This window comes from Campylobacter sp. US25a, from assembly GCF_004379075.1.
GTDB classification, from domain to species: Bacteria; Campylobacterota; Campylobacteria; order Campylobacterales; family Campylobacteraceae; genus Campylobacter_D; species Campylobacter_D jejuni.
In genome coordinates this window covers 275667-291769 of the sequence record NZ_RYYM01000001.1, presented here as the reverse complement: position 1 = coordinate 291769, position 16103 = coordinate 275667, and the positions used below count along the sequence as shown (strand labels likewise).

The 16103-nt window shown below is 31.3% G+C and carries 17 protein-coding genes; all 17 read right to left on the bottom strand.

The window, feature by feature from the left end; translation table 11 throughout:
- Window positions 1-10: 10 nt before the first annotated feature.
- The 17 genes from ELQ12_RS01505 to lepA all read right to left on the bottom strand — a co-directional run bounded on the left by ELQ12_RS01505 (window position 11) and on the right by lepA (window position 16019).
- Complete coding sequence (locus ELQ12_RS01505) at window positions 11-706, bottom strand: ABC transporter ATP-binding protein (protein ID WP_002852965.1); 696 nt, start codon at window positions 704-706, stop codon at window positions 11-13.
- Window positions 693-1463: an ABC transporter ATP-binding protein gene (locus tag ELQ12_RS01500; RefSeq protein WP_044793971.1), complete on the bottom strand. Its 771-nt coding sequence runs from the start codon at window positions 1461-1463 to the stop codon at window positions 693-695. The genes ELQ12_RS01505 and ELQ12_RS01500 overlap by 14 nt, the downstream gene beginning before the upstream one ends.
- Complete coding sequence (locus tag ELQ12_RS01495; protein WP_070242940.1) at window positions 1460-2512, bottom strand: branched-chain amino acid ABC transporter permease; 1053 nt, start codon at window positions 2510-2512, stop codon at window positions 1460-1462. Before ELQ12_RS01495 ends, ELQ12_RS01500 begins: the two co-directional genes overlap by 4 nt.
- Window positions 2512-3408, bottom strand: a complete 897-nt coding sequence (locus tag ELQ12_RS01490; RefSeq protein WP_002852952.1) for a branched-chain amino acid ABC transporter permease — start codon at window positions 3406-3408, stop codon at window positions 2512-2514. The genes ELQ12_RS01495 and ELQ12_RS01490 overlap by 1 nt, the downstream gene beginning before the upstream one ends.
- An 18-nt stretch (window positions 3409-3426) precedes the next feature.
- Window positions 3427-4536: an ABC transporter substrate-binding protein gene (locus ELQ12_RS01485; RefSeq protein ID WP_070242939.1), complete on the bottom strand. Its 1110-nt coding sequence runs from the start codon at window positions 4534-4536 to the stop codon at window positions 3427-3429.
- Window positions 4537-4557: 21 nt separating this feature from the next.
- On the bottom strand, window positions 4558-5673 hold the full coding sequence (locus ELQ12_RS01480) for an ABC transporter substrate-binding protein (protein WP_070242938.1): 1116 nt from the start codon (window positions 5671-5673) through the stop codon (window positions 4558-4560).
- Window positions 5674-5703: 30 nt separating this feature from the next.
- Complete coding sequence (locus ELQ12_RS01475; RefSeq protein WP_134264522.1) at window positions 5704-6138, bottom strand: c-type cytochrome; 435 nt, start codon at window positions 6136-6138, stop codon at window positions 5704-5706.
- A gap of 8 nt (window positions 6139-6146) precedes the next feature.
- A complete protein-coding gene (locus tag ELQ12_RS01470; RefSeq protein WP_002861753.1) occupies window positions 6147-6338 on the bottom strand; it encodes a mini-MOMP protein in 192 nt (63 codons plus the stop codon).
- A 51-nt stretch (window positions 6339-6389) separates the two neighbouring features.
- On the bottom strand, window positions 6390-6896 hold the full coding sequence (locus ELQ12_RS01465) for a YqhA family protein (RefSeq protein ID WP_002852919.1): 507 nt from the start codon (window positions 6894-6896) through the stop codon (window positions 6390-6392).
- Window positions 6897-6904: 8 nt separating this feature from the next.
- Window positions 6905-7936, bottom strand: a complete 1032-nt coding sequence (locus tag ELQ12_RS01460; RefSeq protein ID WP_002870587.1) for an aspartate-semialdehyde dehydrogenase — start codon at window positions 7934-7936, stop codon at window positions 6905-6907.
- Entirely contained in the window at window positions 7936-9237 is a 1302-nt protein-coding gene (gene flgR, locus ELQ12_RS01455) for a fla regulon two-component system response regulator (protein ID WP_134264521.1), read from the bottom strand. The genes ELQ12_RS01460 and flgR overlap by 1 nt, the downstream gene beginning before the upstream one ends.
- A gap of 56 nt (window positions 9238-9293) precedes the next feature.
- On the bottom strand, window positions 9294-9743 hold the full coding sequence (flgQ, locus tag ELQ12_RS01450; protein WP_002870586.1) for a flagellar assembly protein FlgQ: 450 nt from the start codon (window positions 9741-9743) through the stop codon (window positions 9294-9296).
- Window positions 9719-10234 (bottom strand): flagellar assembly lipoprotein FlgP, encoded by a 516-nt coding sequence (gene flgP / locus ELQ12_RS01445; protein ID WP_002870585.1) that lies wholly within the window; start codon window positions 10232-10234, stop codon window positions 9719-9721. Before flgP ends, flgQ begins: the two co-directional genes overlap by 25 nt.
- 66 nt (window positions 10235-10300) lie before the next feature.
- The gene (gene gyrA, locus ELQ12_RS01440) at window positions 10301-12889 is read right to left on the bottom strand and encodes a DNA gyrase subunit A (RefSeq protein WP_134264520.1); all 2589 of its coding nucleotides are present in this window, start codon (window positions 12887-12889) and stop codon (window positions 10301-10303) included.
- Window positions 12890-12929: 40 nt separating this feature from the next.
- A complete protein-coding gene (locus ELQ12_RS01435; RefSeq protein WP_002870583.1) occupies window positions 12930-13505 on the bottom strand; it encodes a ComF family protein in 576 nt (191 codons plus the stop codon).
- Complete coding sequence (gene mapA, locus ELQ12_RS01430) at window positions 13502-14146, bottom strand: outer membrane lipoprotein MapA (RefSeq protein ID WP_002870582.1); 645 nt, start codon at window positions 14144-14146, stop codon at window positions 13502-13504. Before mapA ends, ELQ12_RS01435 begins: the two co-directional genes overlap by 4 nt.
- Before the next feature lie 76 nt (window positions 14147-14222).
- Complete coding sequence (lepA, locus tag ELQ12_RS01425) at window positions 14223-16019, bottom strand: translation elongation factor 4 (RefSeq protein WP_002870581.1); 1797 nt, start codon at window positions 16017-16019, stop codon at window positions 14223-14225.
- Window positions 16020-16103: the final 84 nt, after the last annotated feature.

The window sequence follows — 16103 nt, the reverse complement described above, 5'->3', positions numbered from 1 at the left end:
CCTTTAAATTTTAAAGCCCTAAATATTTCTTTCTAATCTCATCATCACCTATTAAATTTTTAGCCTCGTTTTCCATTACAATGCGACCATTTTCCAAAACATAAGCATAATCACTTATTTTTAATGCAGAATAAGCATTTTGCTCTACCAAAAGAATAGTTATACCCTCTTCTTTTAAACGCACAATAATATCAAAAACTTCGCCCACAATCTTTGGAGCAAGTCCCAAAGAAGGCTCATCCAACATCAAAAGTTTTGGTTCGCTCATTAAAGCCCTTGAAATCGCAAGCATTTGCGCTTCCCCTCCACTCAATGTTCCAGCTAAAGCATGCTTTTTGCTTGCAAGTCTTGGAAAAAGTTTATACATTTGCTCTCTTAAATGCTCATAATTTTCAGCATTATTAAAAGCACCTATTTTTAAATTTTCCTCTACGCTTAAATTGATAAAAACACGCCTTCCTTCAGGAACTAAAGCTATACCTTTTTGAACTAAAGTATGAGTTAAATGTCTTTTAGTATCATAACCTAAGAAATTAACCTCACCAGTTCTTTTAACTGAGTTTAAAAGCGCATTTAAAGTTGAAGTTTTACCTGCTCCATTTGAACCTATAAGAGAAACAATATGACCTGTTTCCACTTTAAAATCAATCCCTTTAACAGCTTCAATTAATCCATAATAAACATGCAAATCTTTAACTATTAGCATCAAAATCCCCTAAATACGCAGCAATTACTTCTTTATGATTTACAGCATCGCAAAGTTTACCTTCAAAAATTGTTTTTCCATAATCAAGCACCAATACGCGATCACACAATTTATTTACAAATTTCATATCATGCTCTATAAGTAAAACGCTAATTTTATAATCTTTTCGTAATTTAAAAATGAGCTCAGCAAGTTCATCGCTCTCAGAGCTATTCATCCCAGCGGCTGGCTCATCAAGCAATAATAATCTTGGCTGAGTAGCCATTGCTCTTGCAATCTCAACTTTTCTTTGTTGTCCATAACTTAAGCTAGTAGCCTTTTCATGAACAAATTCTGCAATACCAAGTTCTTCTAATATTGCATAAGCCTTCTCTTTAAATACTTGTTCTATTTTTCCAAAACGTCCTAAATGCAAAAAGGCTTCAAAAATATTATATTTCATTTGTTTATTAAAACCAATAAGAACATTTTCAAGCACATTCATACTTGAAAAAAGTCTAATATTTTGAAATGTTCTAGCTATTCCTAAATGCACAATCTTATGAGGTTTTAAGTGATCAATTCTTTCTCCTAGAAATTCAACCGAACCTGAACTAGGTTTATAGTTACCTGTTATAATATTAAAAAGAGTTGTTTTACCAGCCCCGTTAGGTCCAATTAAAGCAAAAATTTCACCCTCATTGATTTTAAAAGAAGTTTCATTAATAGCCTTAACACTACCAAAACTTTTTGAAATTTGTTTTAATTCCAAAATCATTTTTTACTCCTTTTAAAACGCTTTTTAATCCCTCTAATCACATCACTCAACTCATAATAACCCATTATGCCTTTTCTTGCAAAAAGCATTACTAAAATCAGAACAATAGAAAAAACAACCATTCTAAGTCCTGGTGTTGATTGGATATCAAGATTTAAAGAATCTATTTTTATATTTAACTCATCTAAAAATCTAAGCCACTCGCTTCCACCAATAACCAATATCGCACCTATGATAGCACCTGTAGTAGAACCAAGTCCACCCAAAACAATAATAATCAAAAGCTGGAAAGTAAGTAAAAAATCAAATTGAGTTGGAGATACGGTAGTCAACAGACAAGCTAAAAGTCCACCACCTATACCTTCTAAAAATGCTGAAGTGCCAAAAGCTAAAGTTTTTATCCAAAAAGTATTTATTCCCATGGCACTTGCAGCATCTTCATCATCTCTTATAGCCTTCATTGCACGACCATATTTAGAATAAACTATATTTAAAATTAAAATAACCGCTACAATAGCAATACCGCCTGTCCAATAGATCGTGGAAAATTGTGGAATATCTACCAGTCCTCTTGAGCCATTAGTAATAGAAGGAAAATTAATAGCAGCTATTTTAATAATTATTCCAAAGCCTAAAGTTACAATAGCTAAATAATCCCCTCTCACGCGAAATACAGCAAAAGCTAAAATCAGGGCAAGCAAAGATGAACAAATTCCAGCTACGATTAAAGCTAGAATAAAGGAATTTGATTGGATAGCTAAAATAAAAGAACTAGGACCATCTAAAAAAAACTGATCATTTTTTGCATCAGCACTTAAAAGAACTAAAGCAGCCGCATAAGCTCCAATCGCAACAAATCCATTGGGTTCTAGTGAAAATTGTCCAGTTACACCATTAATAAGGTTGTAACTCACAGCCAAAATAATAAAAATAGCAATTTGATTAACAATGTTTAATCCATAGTCCCCAAAAATATAAGGAGAAGTGAAAATAAAAATAATTGAAGCAATTAAAAAGATTAAATGTGAAACCTTAATTTTAACCATCATCAAAACCTACTCTTTTCAAAATTTATACCTAAAATTCCCGTAGGCCTAAATAACAATATAAACACCAAAAAAATAAAAGCAAATGCATCTTTAAAGCCTGATAAATCTGGAAAAAAAGCCACAACAACAACTTCAGTAAATCCTATAATAAGTCCACCCAAAACTGCACCTACTACAGAACCTATACCTCCTAAAACTGCAGCAGCAAAAGCTTTCAAACCTATTAAAGTTCCCATAGTAGGTTCAACAGAATAATAATTTGCAGCCCAAAAAACACCCCCAACTGCTGCCAAAGCTGAACCTAGGGCAAAAACTATAGCAATAATACGATTTGCATCTATACCCATTAAATTTACTGTTTGTATATCAAATGCCAAAGCACGAATAGCTATACCATATTTGCTTTTATACAAAATCCATAACACTGCTATTAAAATAACAAATGTAAGAGCAGGAACCATTAAAGAACCATAAGTTGTTATCACTCCACCAAAATTAACACTTTCCTCAAAATAACTTGGCGGTGTAAAAGTTCTAGGTGTTGAAGTAAAAAGCATATTAAAAAGATTTTGCAAGAAAAAACTAATACCAATTGCTGTAATCAACAATGAAATTCTAGGAGCCTGTCTTAAAGGTTTATAAGCAATTCTATCTGTAGCTATTCCAACACAGGCAGCAAAAATCATTGCTAAAGACAAAGCTCCTAGAAAAGGAACATTTAGATTAGTCATGCAAAAAAGAGCTGCATAAGCACCAACCATCATAATATCGCCGTGAGCAAAATTAATAAGTCTTAACACGCCATAAACCATAGTATAGCCAACAGCAATAAGAGCATACATACTACCCAAACTAAGCCCATTAACAAGTTGTTGTAAAAATAAAGTAGAATCCATAATCTTTCTATTTTTCCTTTAAGGATTGATAATATCTTTATAATTTTGCTTTCGATTTTTAATTTCTTTAACCACTACAGAACGAGTTGCATTTCCTGTTTGATCAATGCTAATAACACCAGAAACACCTTGATAATTTTTAGTTTGGTGAATTTTTTCATTGACGCACTTACTAGTAAGATTATCAACGCAAGCATTCATAGCATTTAGCATTACAAAATACGCATCAGCACCCATAGCCGAAAAATTTGGAACTTCTTTTGTTCCTTTAGCTTTTTCATAAACACTAATAAATTCTTTGCTTAATTTTGTAGTTGGATTATTAGCATCAAAACTATCTGTGAAAATATAACCCTCGCTTGCATCTCCAGCTAAACTAATAAAAGTTTGATCAGCAACTCCATCTGCAGAACCCATAGGAATATTTAAACCTGCGAGTTTTGATTGTCTTGCAAATAAAGAAGCTTCACTATAATAAAGCGGTAAAAAAATAAATTCTGGATTTAAACTTTTAACTTGAGCTACAATAGCTCTAAAATCTTTATCACCTGAATTAACTCTTAAAATTCTAAGAATTTGACCACCATTAGACTTGTACTGTTTTTCAAAAGCTTTTGCTAAACCTAAAGAATAGTCAGTGCTTTGATCTACCACAATAACAGCACTTTTGTAATTAAGTTTTGAAAAAACATATTTTGCTAAAGATGAACCTTGAAAACTATCCATAAAACATACTCGAGAAGAATATATTTTTTTATCAAGCAATCTATCGCCAGTTGCAGCAGGAGCGATCAATGGAATTTTATTATCCTCTGCTACGCGCATAACTTGCAATGTATTAGCAGTAACCATTTCCCCTATAAGACCTATAACTTTATCTTGAGAAATTAAACGATTTGCTCCACTCGAAGATTCTAATTTATCACCCTTAGTATCAATAATAGCAAGAGAAACCTTATCTCCATTACTTAAAGTTGATTGCATTGAATTTGCAAGTTTAATCCCTTCTAGTGCACTTTGTCCATATGCTGCAGTAGCTCCGCTAAGTGGTAAAACAACTCCTATTTTGACTTCCGCAGCACTTAAACTTAAACCTAGAATACTTGCTAAAATTAAACTTTTTTTCATTCTCTACCTTTATTTTAGTAATTATGGATTTATAATTGTTTTATAATTTTGTTTTTGATTTTGAATTTCTTTAATCACAACAGAACGAATAGCATTACCGCTTTCATCTATGCTAATCACACCACCAACAGCTTGAAAATCTTTAGTTTGATGAATTTTGCTATTAATACATTCACTGCTAAGATTATCAACGCAAGCATTCATAGCATTCAACATCACAAAATACGCATCAGCACCCATAGCCGAAAATGCTGGAAGTTCTTTTGTTCCTTTAACTTTCTCATAAGCTACAACAAAATCTTTTCCTAATTGTGTAAATGGATTGTTATAATCAAAACTATCAGTGAAAATTACTCCATTAACAGCACTCCCGCCAAGATCTATAAAAGTTTGATTATTAACACCATCTCCTGCTGCTAAAAGTTTATCAAAACCAATTTGTCTTGCTTGTCTCGCAATTAAAGCAGCTTCAGGATGATAAATAGGCATATAAACAAAATCAGGATTTAAACTCTTAAGTTGAGAAACCACAGCTCTAAAATCTTTATCTCCTGAATTAATAACAAGTTTTTTTATAATTTTCCCACCATTATTCTTAAAAGAATTTTCAAAAGCTCTTGCCAAACCTAAAGAATAAACATTGCTTTGATCTATGATGATAACAGCATTTTTAAGCCCTAAATCCTTAGATACATAAGTAGCAAATTTATCTCCTTGAAAACTGTCTTTAAAACAAACTCTACTTGCATATTTCTTTTTATCTAGCAATTTATCTCCAGATGCCACTGGAGCTATTAGGGGAATTTTTTTCTCTTCTGCTATAGAAATAGCTTGAATAGTATTTGGAGTTGTAGCTTCACCAATAATCCCAAGGACTTTATCTGTTGCTATTAAACGATTAACTCCGTTTGAAGTTTCAAGCTTATCTCCTTTTGTATCTATTGTGATAAGTTTAATAACATCTCCATTTGAAAGTTTTGGTTGTAGCTTATTAGCCAGTTCAATTCCGTTAAAAACATCTTGCCCATAAGCTGCCACAGTTCCAGTTAAAGGTAAAACTACTCCTATATTAATATCCTTAGCATATAAGCAATTTACCATAGTTAAAACACTTAAAGTTAAAGTTAGTTTTTTCATAGCATTCCTTTTAATTATAGTTTTTACATTTTATTTTAGAAATATATTATGTTTTGTTTTTTGCGCAGGTTCTTCTTCAAGAAGGTCTTTTACTTGCAAATCAAGCGCAAAATTTCCACCTTTAATATAAGCAATAATATTATCTATATCCTCGTGGCTTAAATTTCTAGCATAAAAAGCCATTTGAGAAGCTGTTGTAGAACTGCTACTATCAAGAGTATAACCTATCAAAGCTCCTTTAATATCCTCAGGAGACATCTCTTTTAAAATTCTAGATCCTATAACACTCTTTTCAGCATTATCTCCATGGCAAGTATTGCATTTATTTTGAAAATACAAAGCCTTCGTTTTTTCCATATCATATTGCTTATTTGCATCAAAGGTATAAGTAAAAAATGATTTCAAGTTAATACCAAAAAGCGCAACAACAAATATTGAACTAATAAACAACCATCGTATAATCATGATTTTCCTTATTTTATTGTAATTTCCGTTTGTGTTTTATTTTGATATCTATGTGTTTTTTTGTTGTATTTTTTTTCTTTTTTAATATCATAGCGATAACGAACAGTCCCTGAAACTTCTATATCTTTAAAGACTTCATCTAACGGAGCTGCAAAAACAAAATGATTTAAAATCATACCAATTAAAAACATTTTTTTCATTTTTATTCTTTAAACACAAAAAACGATTATATCAAAAAAAGATAATCCTTGTTAATGACCACCTTTATGTAAAAAATAAAGTCCTACACAAAGAGCTAAAATCGATCCAGCAAGAAAAGCCATATCCACAGGAGTAGCAAATTTCATCTGTAAAACCCTTTGAAAGAAATTTACCACTAAGACCATAATGATAACTTTTGCAAGCTTGTCTTTTAATTGATCTAAGCTATGCACCTCTAAAACCTTGCTTTGTTTTGTTTGTTTAAATTCTTCTATTTCACTGATAAAAAGCTCATAAACTCCAAAAGAAAAAATAAACAAAACTAAAGCCATAAGATAAAGATCAACAGCTCCTATAATCAAAGCCACCACATCCTCATGCAAATCCACATTAGAACCTGCATCAAAAAAATAATTATAAGTATAAAATATAACTTTTAAAACATCATAACTTGCAATAAAAAACAATACAAAAGCTCCAATTAAACCAAAAATTACGGGTAAAATTGTAACAATACGACTTCTAACAAGTAAAGATTCAAATATTTTCTCTAACATTTTTTTCCTTATTTATTTTTTAATTCTAACCATTTTTGCGCAATACGCACAGCGTTTGTTGCAGCACCTACACGAATTTGATCTGCCACACACCAAAGATGGAGTATTTTTTTATCATACACATCAGCACGAATTCTTCCTACATAAGTTTCATTAGTATCGCTAGTCATTAAAGGCATAGGGTATTTTTTATTTTTAGGATCATCTATGACAACAACACTTGGTGCTTTTTCTAAAATTTCTTTAGCTTTTTTTACATCTATTTCTTTTTCAAAATGCATAGTAATGGCTTCGCTATGACTTCTTAAAACAGGCACTCTTACACAAGTTGCTGAAACTTCTAAATTTTTATGTAAAATTTTTTGAGTTTCATTGACCATTTTAAGTTCTTCTTTAGTGTAATCATTATCCATAAAAACATCAATTTGTGGAATAAGATTAAGTGCTAAAGTATAAGGAAAAGTTTGAGGTTCAAATTCATCAAGTTTAAAAGCAAAAAAACTTTGCATGGCTTCAACCAATTCTTGCATTCCTTCTTTTCCTGCTCCACTTGCAGCCTGATAGGTACTTACATCAACACGCTTTAAATTAAATGCATCATTTAAAGGTTTTAAAACTTGTACCATTTGTATAGTAGAACAATTTGGATTAGCAATAATCCCTGTTTTTTTCCAATCTTTAATATCCTCAGGATTGCATTCAGGAACCACCAAAGGAACATCTTTTTCCATTCTAAAATGACTTGTATTATCAATAACAACAGCACCCGATTCTACTGCAAATTTAGCATATTTTTCACTCACACTTCCACCTGCGCTAAAAAAAGCAATATCAATAGGATTTTCTTTAAATACATTTTCAGTAAGTTCTTTGACTTTATAAGTTTTGCCTTTAAATTCTACTTCACTACCTACACTTTTTGCACTTGCTAAAGGTAAAATACTTTCCACTGGGAAATCAAGTTCATCTAAAACATTTAAAAGCTCTTCCCCAACCGCACCAGTAGCACCCACAATGGCTATTTTTTGTTTTTTTGACATTACTTATCCTTTATTTGATATTTTTTAATTTTTTCATTTAAAATTTTTATATCCATACCTAAAATTTGAGAAGCTTGATCCTTATCATAATCTACACTTAAAAGAACTTCACAAATCAATTCTTTCTCTAAATTCTTTACATCTTTTTTTATGCTTCTAGCTTCTAAGAACAAATCTTCACTTGAAATTTCATCATTTTCACTTAAAATACAAGCTCTTTGTACAACGGATATTAATTCTCTAATATTACCAGGAAAATCATATTCAAGTAAAGCATTTTTAGCTTCTTGGCTGAGCTGTTTTTCCTTAAAATCATATTCTTTACAAGTATCTTCTAAAACCTTTTGAGCTATACCTAAAATTTCTTCTTTGCGCTCTCTTAAAGGCGGGATATTAATAGGAACAGTGTTTAAACGATAATATAAATCTGAACGAAATTCGCCATTTTTTATTTTTTCATCTAAATTTGCATTAGTTGCACTGATAATTCTTACATCTATTTTGATGCTTTTCGTACTTCCAAGTCGTGTGATTTCTTTTTCTTGCAAAGCTCTTAAAAGTTTGGCTTGAATTTCATAAGGCATTTCGCCAATTTCATCTAAAAACAAAGTGCCCTCATTAGCCATTTCAAAAAGCCCTATTTTAGTTGCATTGGCATCAGTAAAAGCACCTTTTTCAAAACCAAAAAGCTCACTTTCAATCAAATTTGCAGGAATGGCTGCCATATTAATAGCAACAAAAGGCTTATTAGAGCGTTTAGAATGAGTGTGAATATAACGAGAAAATACCTCTTTTCCTACTCCACTCTCTCCAAAAAACATTACAGAAGCATCAGTTTTAGCCGCTTTTTGACTTAAATTTAATGTTTTTTCTAAATTAGGAGAAGTTGAAAAAAAATCTTTATTTTCTTCTTTTTTTTCATTTTTTTTGCTTTTTTTATCGGCTGTTTTTTCTCTTATGATTTTAGCACGCTTAATAGCCTCGACTAAAGTATCAACATCAAAAGGCTTGGTTAGAAAATCTTTTACTCCCAAACGAACCGCTTCTATAGCACGGCTTAAAGTAGCATTTCCTGTCATAATAATAAAATCATATTTATTTTTACAGGCTTTAACAAATTCTATGCCATCAATTCCTGGCATATTAATATCTGTAATAATCAAATCTGTATTCTCATCTATTTTTTTTAAAGCCTCAGTGGCAGATTTGTAAGATTTAATATTAAATTCTTCATACTCTGCTAATGCAATTTCTAAGGATTTACGCATATTAATATCATCTTCTACTATGACTAAATTCATCCTAAGCCTTTTAAAAAATTTCTGCTATAGTATCTAATTTGCGCTTAATTTTGAATTTACTTTTTTTTAAGATAATAAATTATCGCATTTTGTTCGCCAAATTCCACGGTAAAACGTAAGGGTAAAATTTTAACATAGGTTTCACTTTGGGCACGTAATAAGTCGGTATTAACAATATCCTTAACACTGATTCTAGCTCCTATAAAGCAATCACTTAACTCATCTTTATGAGAATTTAAAAAATTAAATTTAGTTATTTTTGGCATATTATCATCAATCAATCCTAAAGAAGTTCGAGGTAAAACTTTTAAATCTTGAACACTATAAGAAATTTCACATACCCATTGTTCTTCAGTATTTTCACTTTGCGTCATTGCTAAGGATAAATTTTGATTTTGATGAAAGAGAATGAAATTTTTACTAGAAAGCTCTGCCCAAAAAATAAATTCATCTTGGGCAAAAAGCTTAAAGCTAAAAAAGATTAATAAGCAAACAATTCTTTCCACTTGTCTGCATCGATTTTAAGTTCTAAGTTTACTCTATAAAGCCCTTGATTAAAATTCTCATCAATAATACTTGCATTTTTAATCAAACCATTTACTTGCGCAGTAATAGTTGAACTTCTAAGCATTGCATCTTTTACAGTGTCTTTACCATTTACTTTCACACCATAAAGCTTACTTGCAAGCTGTCTGTAAGCATCTGTAATCGCTGCTCTTTTTGCTAAAGCTAGGGCTTGAGCAGTAGAAACTGTATTCATTGGAGCAATTCCTTCACCAACTGCTGTAAAACTAAGTTCTGTTTCGCTAGCATCTGGAGCCAACATTTTTTCTTCTCTGATAATATCACGCACATCATCTTTATCGACTTTTTGCACGATAACATCTTGAGATGGAGCAGTGCTATTTGCACTTGAATTTTTAGTTGCACTGTTTGCACTTGGTACACAACCAGCGAAAATTCCTGCTATTACTAGCATAAAATAAATTTTTTTCATTTTTACACCTTCAAAATATTGTAATTAGTAAAATAAAAAGCAATAAGCGTTCCAACTTTAAACTTATTACAAATCTAAACCAAAGTTTTCATCGCTTAACTCATCCTCATCATTTTCCTCTTTAGGACACTTAGCGATGCTAACCACCTCGTCATTTTCCACATTAACTACAATGACACCACTCGTATTACGCCCTGCTTTTCTAATGCTTTGCATATCAACACGTATCATCTTACCTGAACTTGTAAGAGCCATTAAATCCATAGTTTCATCCACTATAACTACGCTAATAAGATCTTTGGTTTTTTCTGTAAGTTTCATACAAATTACACCCTTACCACCTCTACTTTGCAATCTATATTCTCCAGCATTTGTGCGTTTTCCTATACCTTTTGCACTTATGCTTAAAATTTCTTGCTCATCATTTTCTATAACAACTGCACCTACTAATTCGTCATTTTTCTCTTTAAACTTAATAGCCGTCACCCCACGACTTACACGGCCAATTTCACGCACTTTAGCAAGCGGGAATTTGATACACATACCTTTTTTGGTTACTGCAAAGAGCATTTTACCTTGTATGCTTACACTTTCTTCATTTTCAAGATTTTCATCACCTAAATTTTCAATTTCTTGATTTTCTAAATTTTCTTCACCACCACTGGCACAAATTTCATCTTCATCTCTTTGAACAATAATAGCAGTTACCAACTCATCATTTTCATCCAAGTTGATCGCTCTAACTCCTACACTTCTAATATTTTGATATTCACTTAAATTTGTACGCTTTACAATACCATTTTTAGTAAAGAAACATAAAGATTTACTTTCATCAAAATCCGTGGTTGGAATAATAGCCATGATTTTTTCTTCAGCTTGTAAATTGATAAGATTTACCACTGCTTTTCCTTTAGCCGTTCTTGAGCCTTCAGGAATTTTATAAACTTTAAGCCAATAAAGCTGTCCATGATCTGTTACAAACATAAGCGTATCATGTGTATTTGCCGTAAAGAAATTTTCTATAAAATCATCATCATAAGTCGTAACGGCTAATTTTCCTTTTCCGCCTCGTTTTTGCTTTTCATATTGTTTACTAGGCACACGCTTAATATAACCACGATGGGTAATAGTTACAACCATATTTTCATTAGGAATCAAATCCTCAATATCAATATCATCATAATCATCTTCAATTTGAGTAATACGTGGCACATCAAATTTACTTCTAATTTCTTTTAATTCATCGCAAATTAAATTTTCAAGCAAGGTTTCACTTTTTAAAATTTCTTCAAGTCTTGCAATTTCTTTCATTAATTCTGCAAGTTCATTTTCGATTTTTTCTCTTTCAAGTCCTGTTAAACGACCCAGTTTCATATCCAAAATAGCATTGGCTTGAAGCTCACTAAGACCAAATTTAGCTACCAAAGAATCTCTTGCGGTATTATTATCAGAACTGTTTTTAATTAAAGCAATCACTTCATCTATATTATCAAGTGCAATTTTAAGACCTTCTAAAATATGAGCTCTTGCTCTTGCTTTTTGAAGTTCAAAAATCGTTCTTCTAATAATAACTGTTTTTCTATGGGTTAAGAAAAGATTTAAAAGTTCTAACAAAGAGAAAATTTTAGGTTCTTTATTGTGAATTGCCAACATAATCACACCAAAAGTACTTTCCATAGTGGTAGATTTAAATAGATTATTTAAAACAATTTCACTCATAGCTTCACGTTTAAGCTCTATAACAACGCGGATTCCTTCTTTATTACTCTCATCTCTTACTTCAGATATTCCTTCAATTTGCTTTTCTTTAACAAGCTCTGCAATCTGCTCTATAAGCCTAGCTTTATTGGTTTGATAAGGAAGCTCATCTATAACAATAACATCTTTATTTGTCTTTTTTTCAATATGAGTTTTAGCTCGCACTTTCACGCGACCACGCCCTGTGCGATAAGCTTCTATAATACCTTTTTTACCATAAATTATTCCACCTGTTGGAAAATCTGGACCTTTAATAAACTGCATAATCTCTTCTAAGCTTGCATCTTTATTATCAAGCAAATATAAAAGTCCATCTATCAACTCATTTAAACTATGAGGCGGGATGTTTGTCGCCATACCTACAGCTATACCACTTGAACCATTTAATAATAAATTTGGAACCCTAGAAGGTAAAACATCAGGTTCACTTTCTGAACCATCATAATTTGGAACAAAATCGACCGTATCTTTATCTATATCTTTTAAAAGTTCATGAGAAAGTTTACTCATTTTTGCTTCAGTATAACGCATCGCAGCGGCGCTATCACCATCTATAGATCCAAAGTTGCCTTGTCCTGTAATACTTGGATATCTCATAGAAAAATCTTGAGCCATTCTAACCAAAGCATCATAAACTGCTGTATCTCCATGTGGGTGATAACGACCTATAACAGCACCCACTATACGGGCTGATTTGACAAAATCTGTTCTACTTTTTGCCTCATCATTTTGCATAGCATATAAAATTCTTCTATGAACAGGCTTTAAACCATCTCTTGCGTCAGGCAAAGCACGACCTATAATAACACTCATAGAATAGTCTAAATAACTACTTTTTATAGAATTTTCTATATCTACAAGTTCAATATCAGAATCTTTGCTAAAAATATTCTCCATAAAAATCCTTCTATTAGTTCAAAGTTTTGATTATAGCATATTAAACTTTTGCATCAGCTAAAACAAGAGCAAAAAGTACAGAAATTTTATTTTCTTCTAAAACTTTTTTAGCTTCCAAAAGGCTAGAACCAGTCGTTACAATATCATCTACTAAAATTACAGGTTCGTGAATGGTTTTTAAGAGTTTGTAATTTCTTTTATGTTTTTGACGAAATTCTAAACTTTTTCCAGAATATTTAATATGATTTTGTGCTTTTAAAACATTAAAAACAGGTTTTACAAATTTTGTTTTAAGATATCTAGCTAAAATAGCAGAATGCGAATAAAGCATATCTTCAACCTTATCATCTAAGGCTATAACATTGATTGTCATTCTAGGATCAAAAAAATCTTTAAATTTTGCAAAACTTAATTTAGCAAGCATTTTATAAACAAAATAACCATAAAAATAATGTTTAGAGTGAAGTAAGTGTTGTATTTCATGGTATTTATAAAAAGAATAGACTTTGAAATTATTATCAAGCTTTCTTACATTTAAGGAAAATTCAGAAAGCTCTAGCTCACATAAATCACAAAAGCAAAGCAGAGCAAAAGCTCCGCAATTTATACACCTCAAAGTTCAGAAATTAAACTAGCTGCTTTATTTGCCATTTGTTTTATTAACAAATGAGTATAAAAAGTTGTTTCTTTTAGATCATCGAAACCTTGTACATCTTGCTTGGTGCGGATTGTAAATTTCTTATTTTTGTTTATATCGCTAACTTGTAAAACTCCTACTAGTTTTGAATGTAATCCTGTAGTATCTTGAGTTGCTCCATAAGATATAAATTCTAAATCAATCTTACTCACATAAGGTGAATTTTGATCATTATTGTCAAGCACAACTATTCCTCTAGCTTCAAGTTCTTGTTTTAAATAAGTATAAAATACCGCATTAAAATTCACATCAACAAATAACTTTTTCCCTTTAGCATTTAAAACTTTTTGTCCTTCTTTTAAATCATAAAATCTATGCAAATAAACCTTTTTTAAAGCAATACCGGTATCTAAAGTGCGTTTATTGGCACAACATTGAATTCCAACATCGCTAATGTATAAAAGCCCTTTAATCTTTGCTTCAAAGCCATCAGGACTTTCACAAGAACTACATTGAGAATTTTTAGAAATTTGATTAACTTGAGCAAAAGTATCTTGTTTAGTTGCACAAGCGCTCAAAAATAAAATAGGCACTATAAAAATCAAAAATTTTTTAAACATTTTTTCTCCTTAGAAAATTATTTTAAAATTGTATTAAAAATACAAGCAAATTTCAAGCCAAGTTTTAAATTTATCATCAATCTATCTTTAAAACACTCAAAAAAGCTTCTTGAGGTAAATTTACCTTACCTATAGCTTTCATTCTTTTTTTACCTTCTTTTTGCTTTTCTAAAAGCTTTCTTTTTCTAGTAATATCCCCACCATAGCATTTTGCTGTCACATTTTTACCCATGGATTTAACGGTTTCCCTTGCGATGATTTTATTTCCAATACTTGCTTGAATGGCTACTTCAAAAAGCTGTCTAGGAACTATTTCTTTCATAGCGCTAACAAGTTCTCTTCCTTTACTTTGTGCTTTTTCATTAGGCACGATAATACTTAGCGCATCAACATTTTCACCTGCTACCTTAATATCAAGTTTTACCAAATCCCCTACTCTAAATTCTATAGGTTCATAATCAAAACTCGCATAGCCTTTTGTTAAGGACTTTAATTTATCATAAAAATCCATCACAATCTCATTTAAAGGCACATCATATTCTAATAAAACACGCTCAGGTGTAATATAGTCCATTTTAACCTGCACTCCTCTTTTGCGATTTAAAAGAGTGATTAAATTCCCTAAAAATTCACTTGGAGTAATGATAGTGGCTTTAACATAAGGCTCTTTTATATGATCGATTTTATTAACAGGAGGAAGTTCGCTAGGATTTTGAATTTTAACAAGCTCTCCATCGGTTTGATAAATTTCATAAGTCACAGTTGGAGCTGTAGCAATTAAATCAAGATTAAATTCTCTCTCAAGCCTTTCTTTAATCACTTCCATGTGTAAAAGTCCTAAAAACCCTACCCTAAAACCAAAGCCTAAAGCCAAAGAAGTTTCAGGCTCATAGGTAATAGAACTATCGTTAAGCTTTAGCTTATCCAAAGCATCTCTTAAATCTTCAAATTTATCCGTTTCTATAGGATAAAGTCCTGCGAACACAAAAGCTTTAGCCTTTTCAAAACCGCCTATGGCTTCTTTAGCTTTGTTTTTTACTAAAGTAATAGTATCGCCTACTTGTACATCGCCTACAGTTTTAAGCCCTAAAACCACCACGCCTACTTCACCTGATTGTAAAGATTGAGTTTTAATTGGACTTAAAGGGTGGGGATAAAAAAGATCTTGAACTATATGTTTTTTATCTGTACTCATGACTAAAACTTCATCGTTTTTAGCAATACTTCCTTCATAAATCCTAACCAAAGCCAAAGCACCCAAATAATTATCAAACCAAGAATCATAAATTAAAGCCTTAGTAGGAGCTTCATCATCTGTTTTTGGCGCAGGGATTTTAGTGATAATTGTTTCTATAAGCTCTTTTATACCCACTCCTGTTTTTGCACTCACGCAAATGGCGTCTTTACAATCTATGCCTATAATATGCTCGATTTCATGCTTGACTTTTTCAACATCAGCATTAGGTAAATCGATTTTATTAATTACAGGAATGATTTCAAGATTATTTTCAAGTGCTATATAAACATTAGCTATAGTCTGTGCTTCAACACCTTGAGAAGCATCTACTACAAGTAAAGCCCCTTCACAACTTGCCAAAGAACGACTCACTTCATAAGAAAAATCCACATGGCCAGGAGTATCAATAAGATTTAAAACAAAATTTTCATTATTAAATTTATAATTTAAACGCACTGATTGTGCTTTTATGGTGATACCACGCTCTTTTTCTATATCCATAGTATCCATAACTTGTGAACTCATCTGCCTATCGCTAATAGCACCACACTCGCTAATAATCCTATCTGCAAGAGTAGATTTTCCATGATCTATATGAGCTATAATAGAAAAATTTCTAATATTTTTTACCGACAAAATTTCATCCTAAATATAAAATTTTAAAGCTAGGATTTTAACAAAATTTATGTTTAAAACAAATAAATTTTATTTTATATAAAA

What these genes read in the sequence shown, in the direction of transcription:
- ELQ12_RS01460 (WP_002870587.1), bottom strand. Translation starts at nt 7,936, where the DNA reads ATGTCAAAAAAACAAAAAATAGCCATTGTGGGTGCTACTGGTGCGGTT.
- flgP (WP_002870585.1), bottom strand. Translation starts at nt 10,234, where the DNA reads ATGAAAAAAATTTATTTTATGCTAGTAATAGCAGGAATTTTCGCTGGT.
- ELQ12_RS01485 (WP_070242939.1), bottom strand. Translation starts at nt 4,536, where the DNA reads ATGAAAAAAAGTTTAATTTTAGCAAGTATTCTAGGTTTAAGTTTAAGT.
- ELQ12_RS01480 (WP_070242938.1), bottom strand. Translation starts at nt 5,673, where the DNA reads ATGAAAAAACTAACTTTAACTTTAAGTGTTTTAACTATGGTAAATTGC.
- ELQ12_RS01475 (WP_134264522.1), bottom strand. Translation starts at nt 6,138, where the DNA reads ATGATTATACGATGGTTGTTTATTAGTTCAATATTTGTTGTTGCGCTT.
- ELQ12_RS01495 (WP_070242940.1), bottom strand. Translation starts at nt 2,512, where the DNA reads ATGATGGTTAAAATTAAGGTTTCACATTTAATCTTTTTAATTGCTTCA.
- ELQ12_RS01505 (WP_002852965.1), bottom strand. Translation starts at nt 706, where the DNA reads ATGCTAATAGTTAAAGATTTGCATGTTTATTATGGATTAATTGAAGCT.
- ELQ12_RS01465 (WP_002852919.1), bottom strand. Translation starts at nt 6,896, where the DNA reads ATGTTAGAGAAAATATTTGAATCTTTACTTGTTAGAAGTCGTATTGTT.
- ELQ12_RS01470 (WP_002861753.1), bottom strand. Translation starts at nt 6,338, where the DNA reads ATGAAAAAAATGTTTTTAATTGGTATGATTTTAAATCATTTTGTTTTT.
- gyrA (WP_134264520.1), bottom strand. Translation starts at nt 12,889, where the DNA reads ATGGAGAATATTTTTAGCAAAGATTCTGATATTGAACTTGTAGATATA.
- mapA (WP_002870582.1), bottom strand. Translation starts at nt 14,146, where the DNA reads ATGTTTAAAAAATTTTTGATTTTTATAGTGCCTATTTTATTTTTGAGC.
- ELQ12_RS01500 (WP_044793971.1), bottom strand. Translation starts at nt 1,463, where the DNA reads ATGATTTTGGAATTAAAACAAATTTCAAAAAGTTTTGGTAGTGTTAAG.
- ELQ12_RS01490 (WP_002852952.1), bottom strand. Translation starts at nt 3,408, where the DNA reads ATGGATTCTACTTTATTTTTACAACAACTTGTTAATGGGCTTAGTTTG.
- flgR (WP_134264521.1), bottom strand. Translation starts at nt 9,237, where the DNA reads ATGAATTTAGTCATAGTAGAAGATGATATTAATATGCGTAAATCCTTA.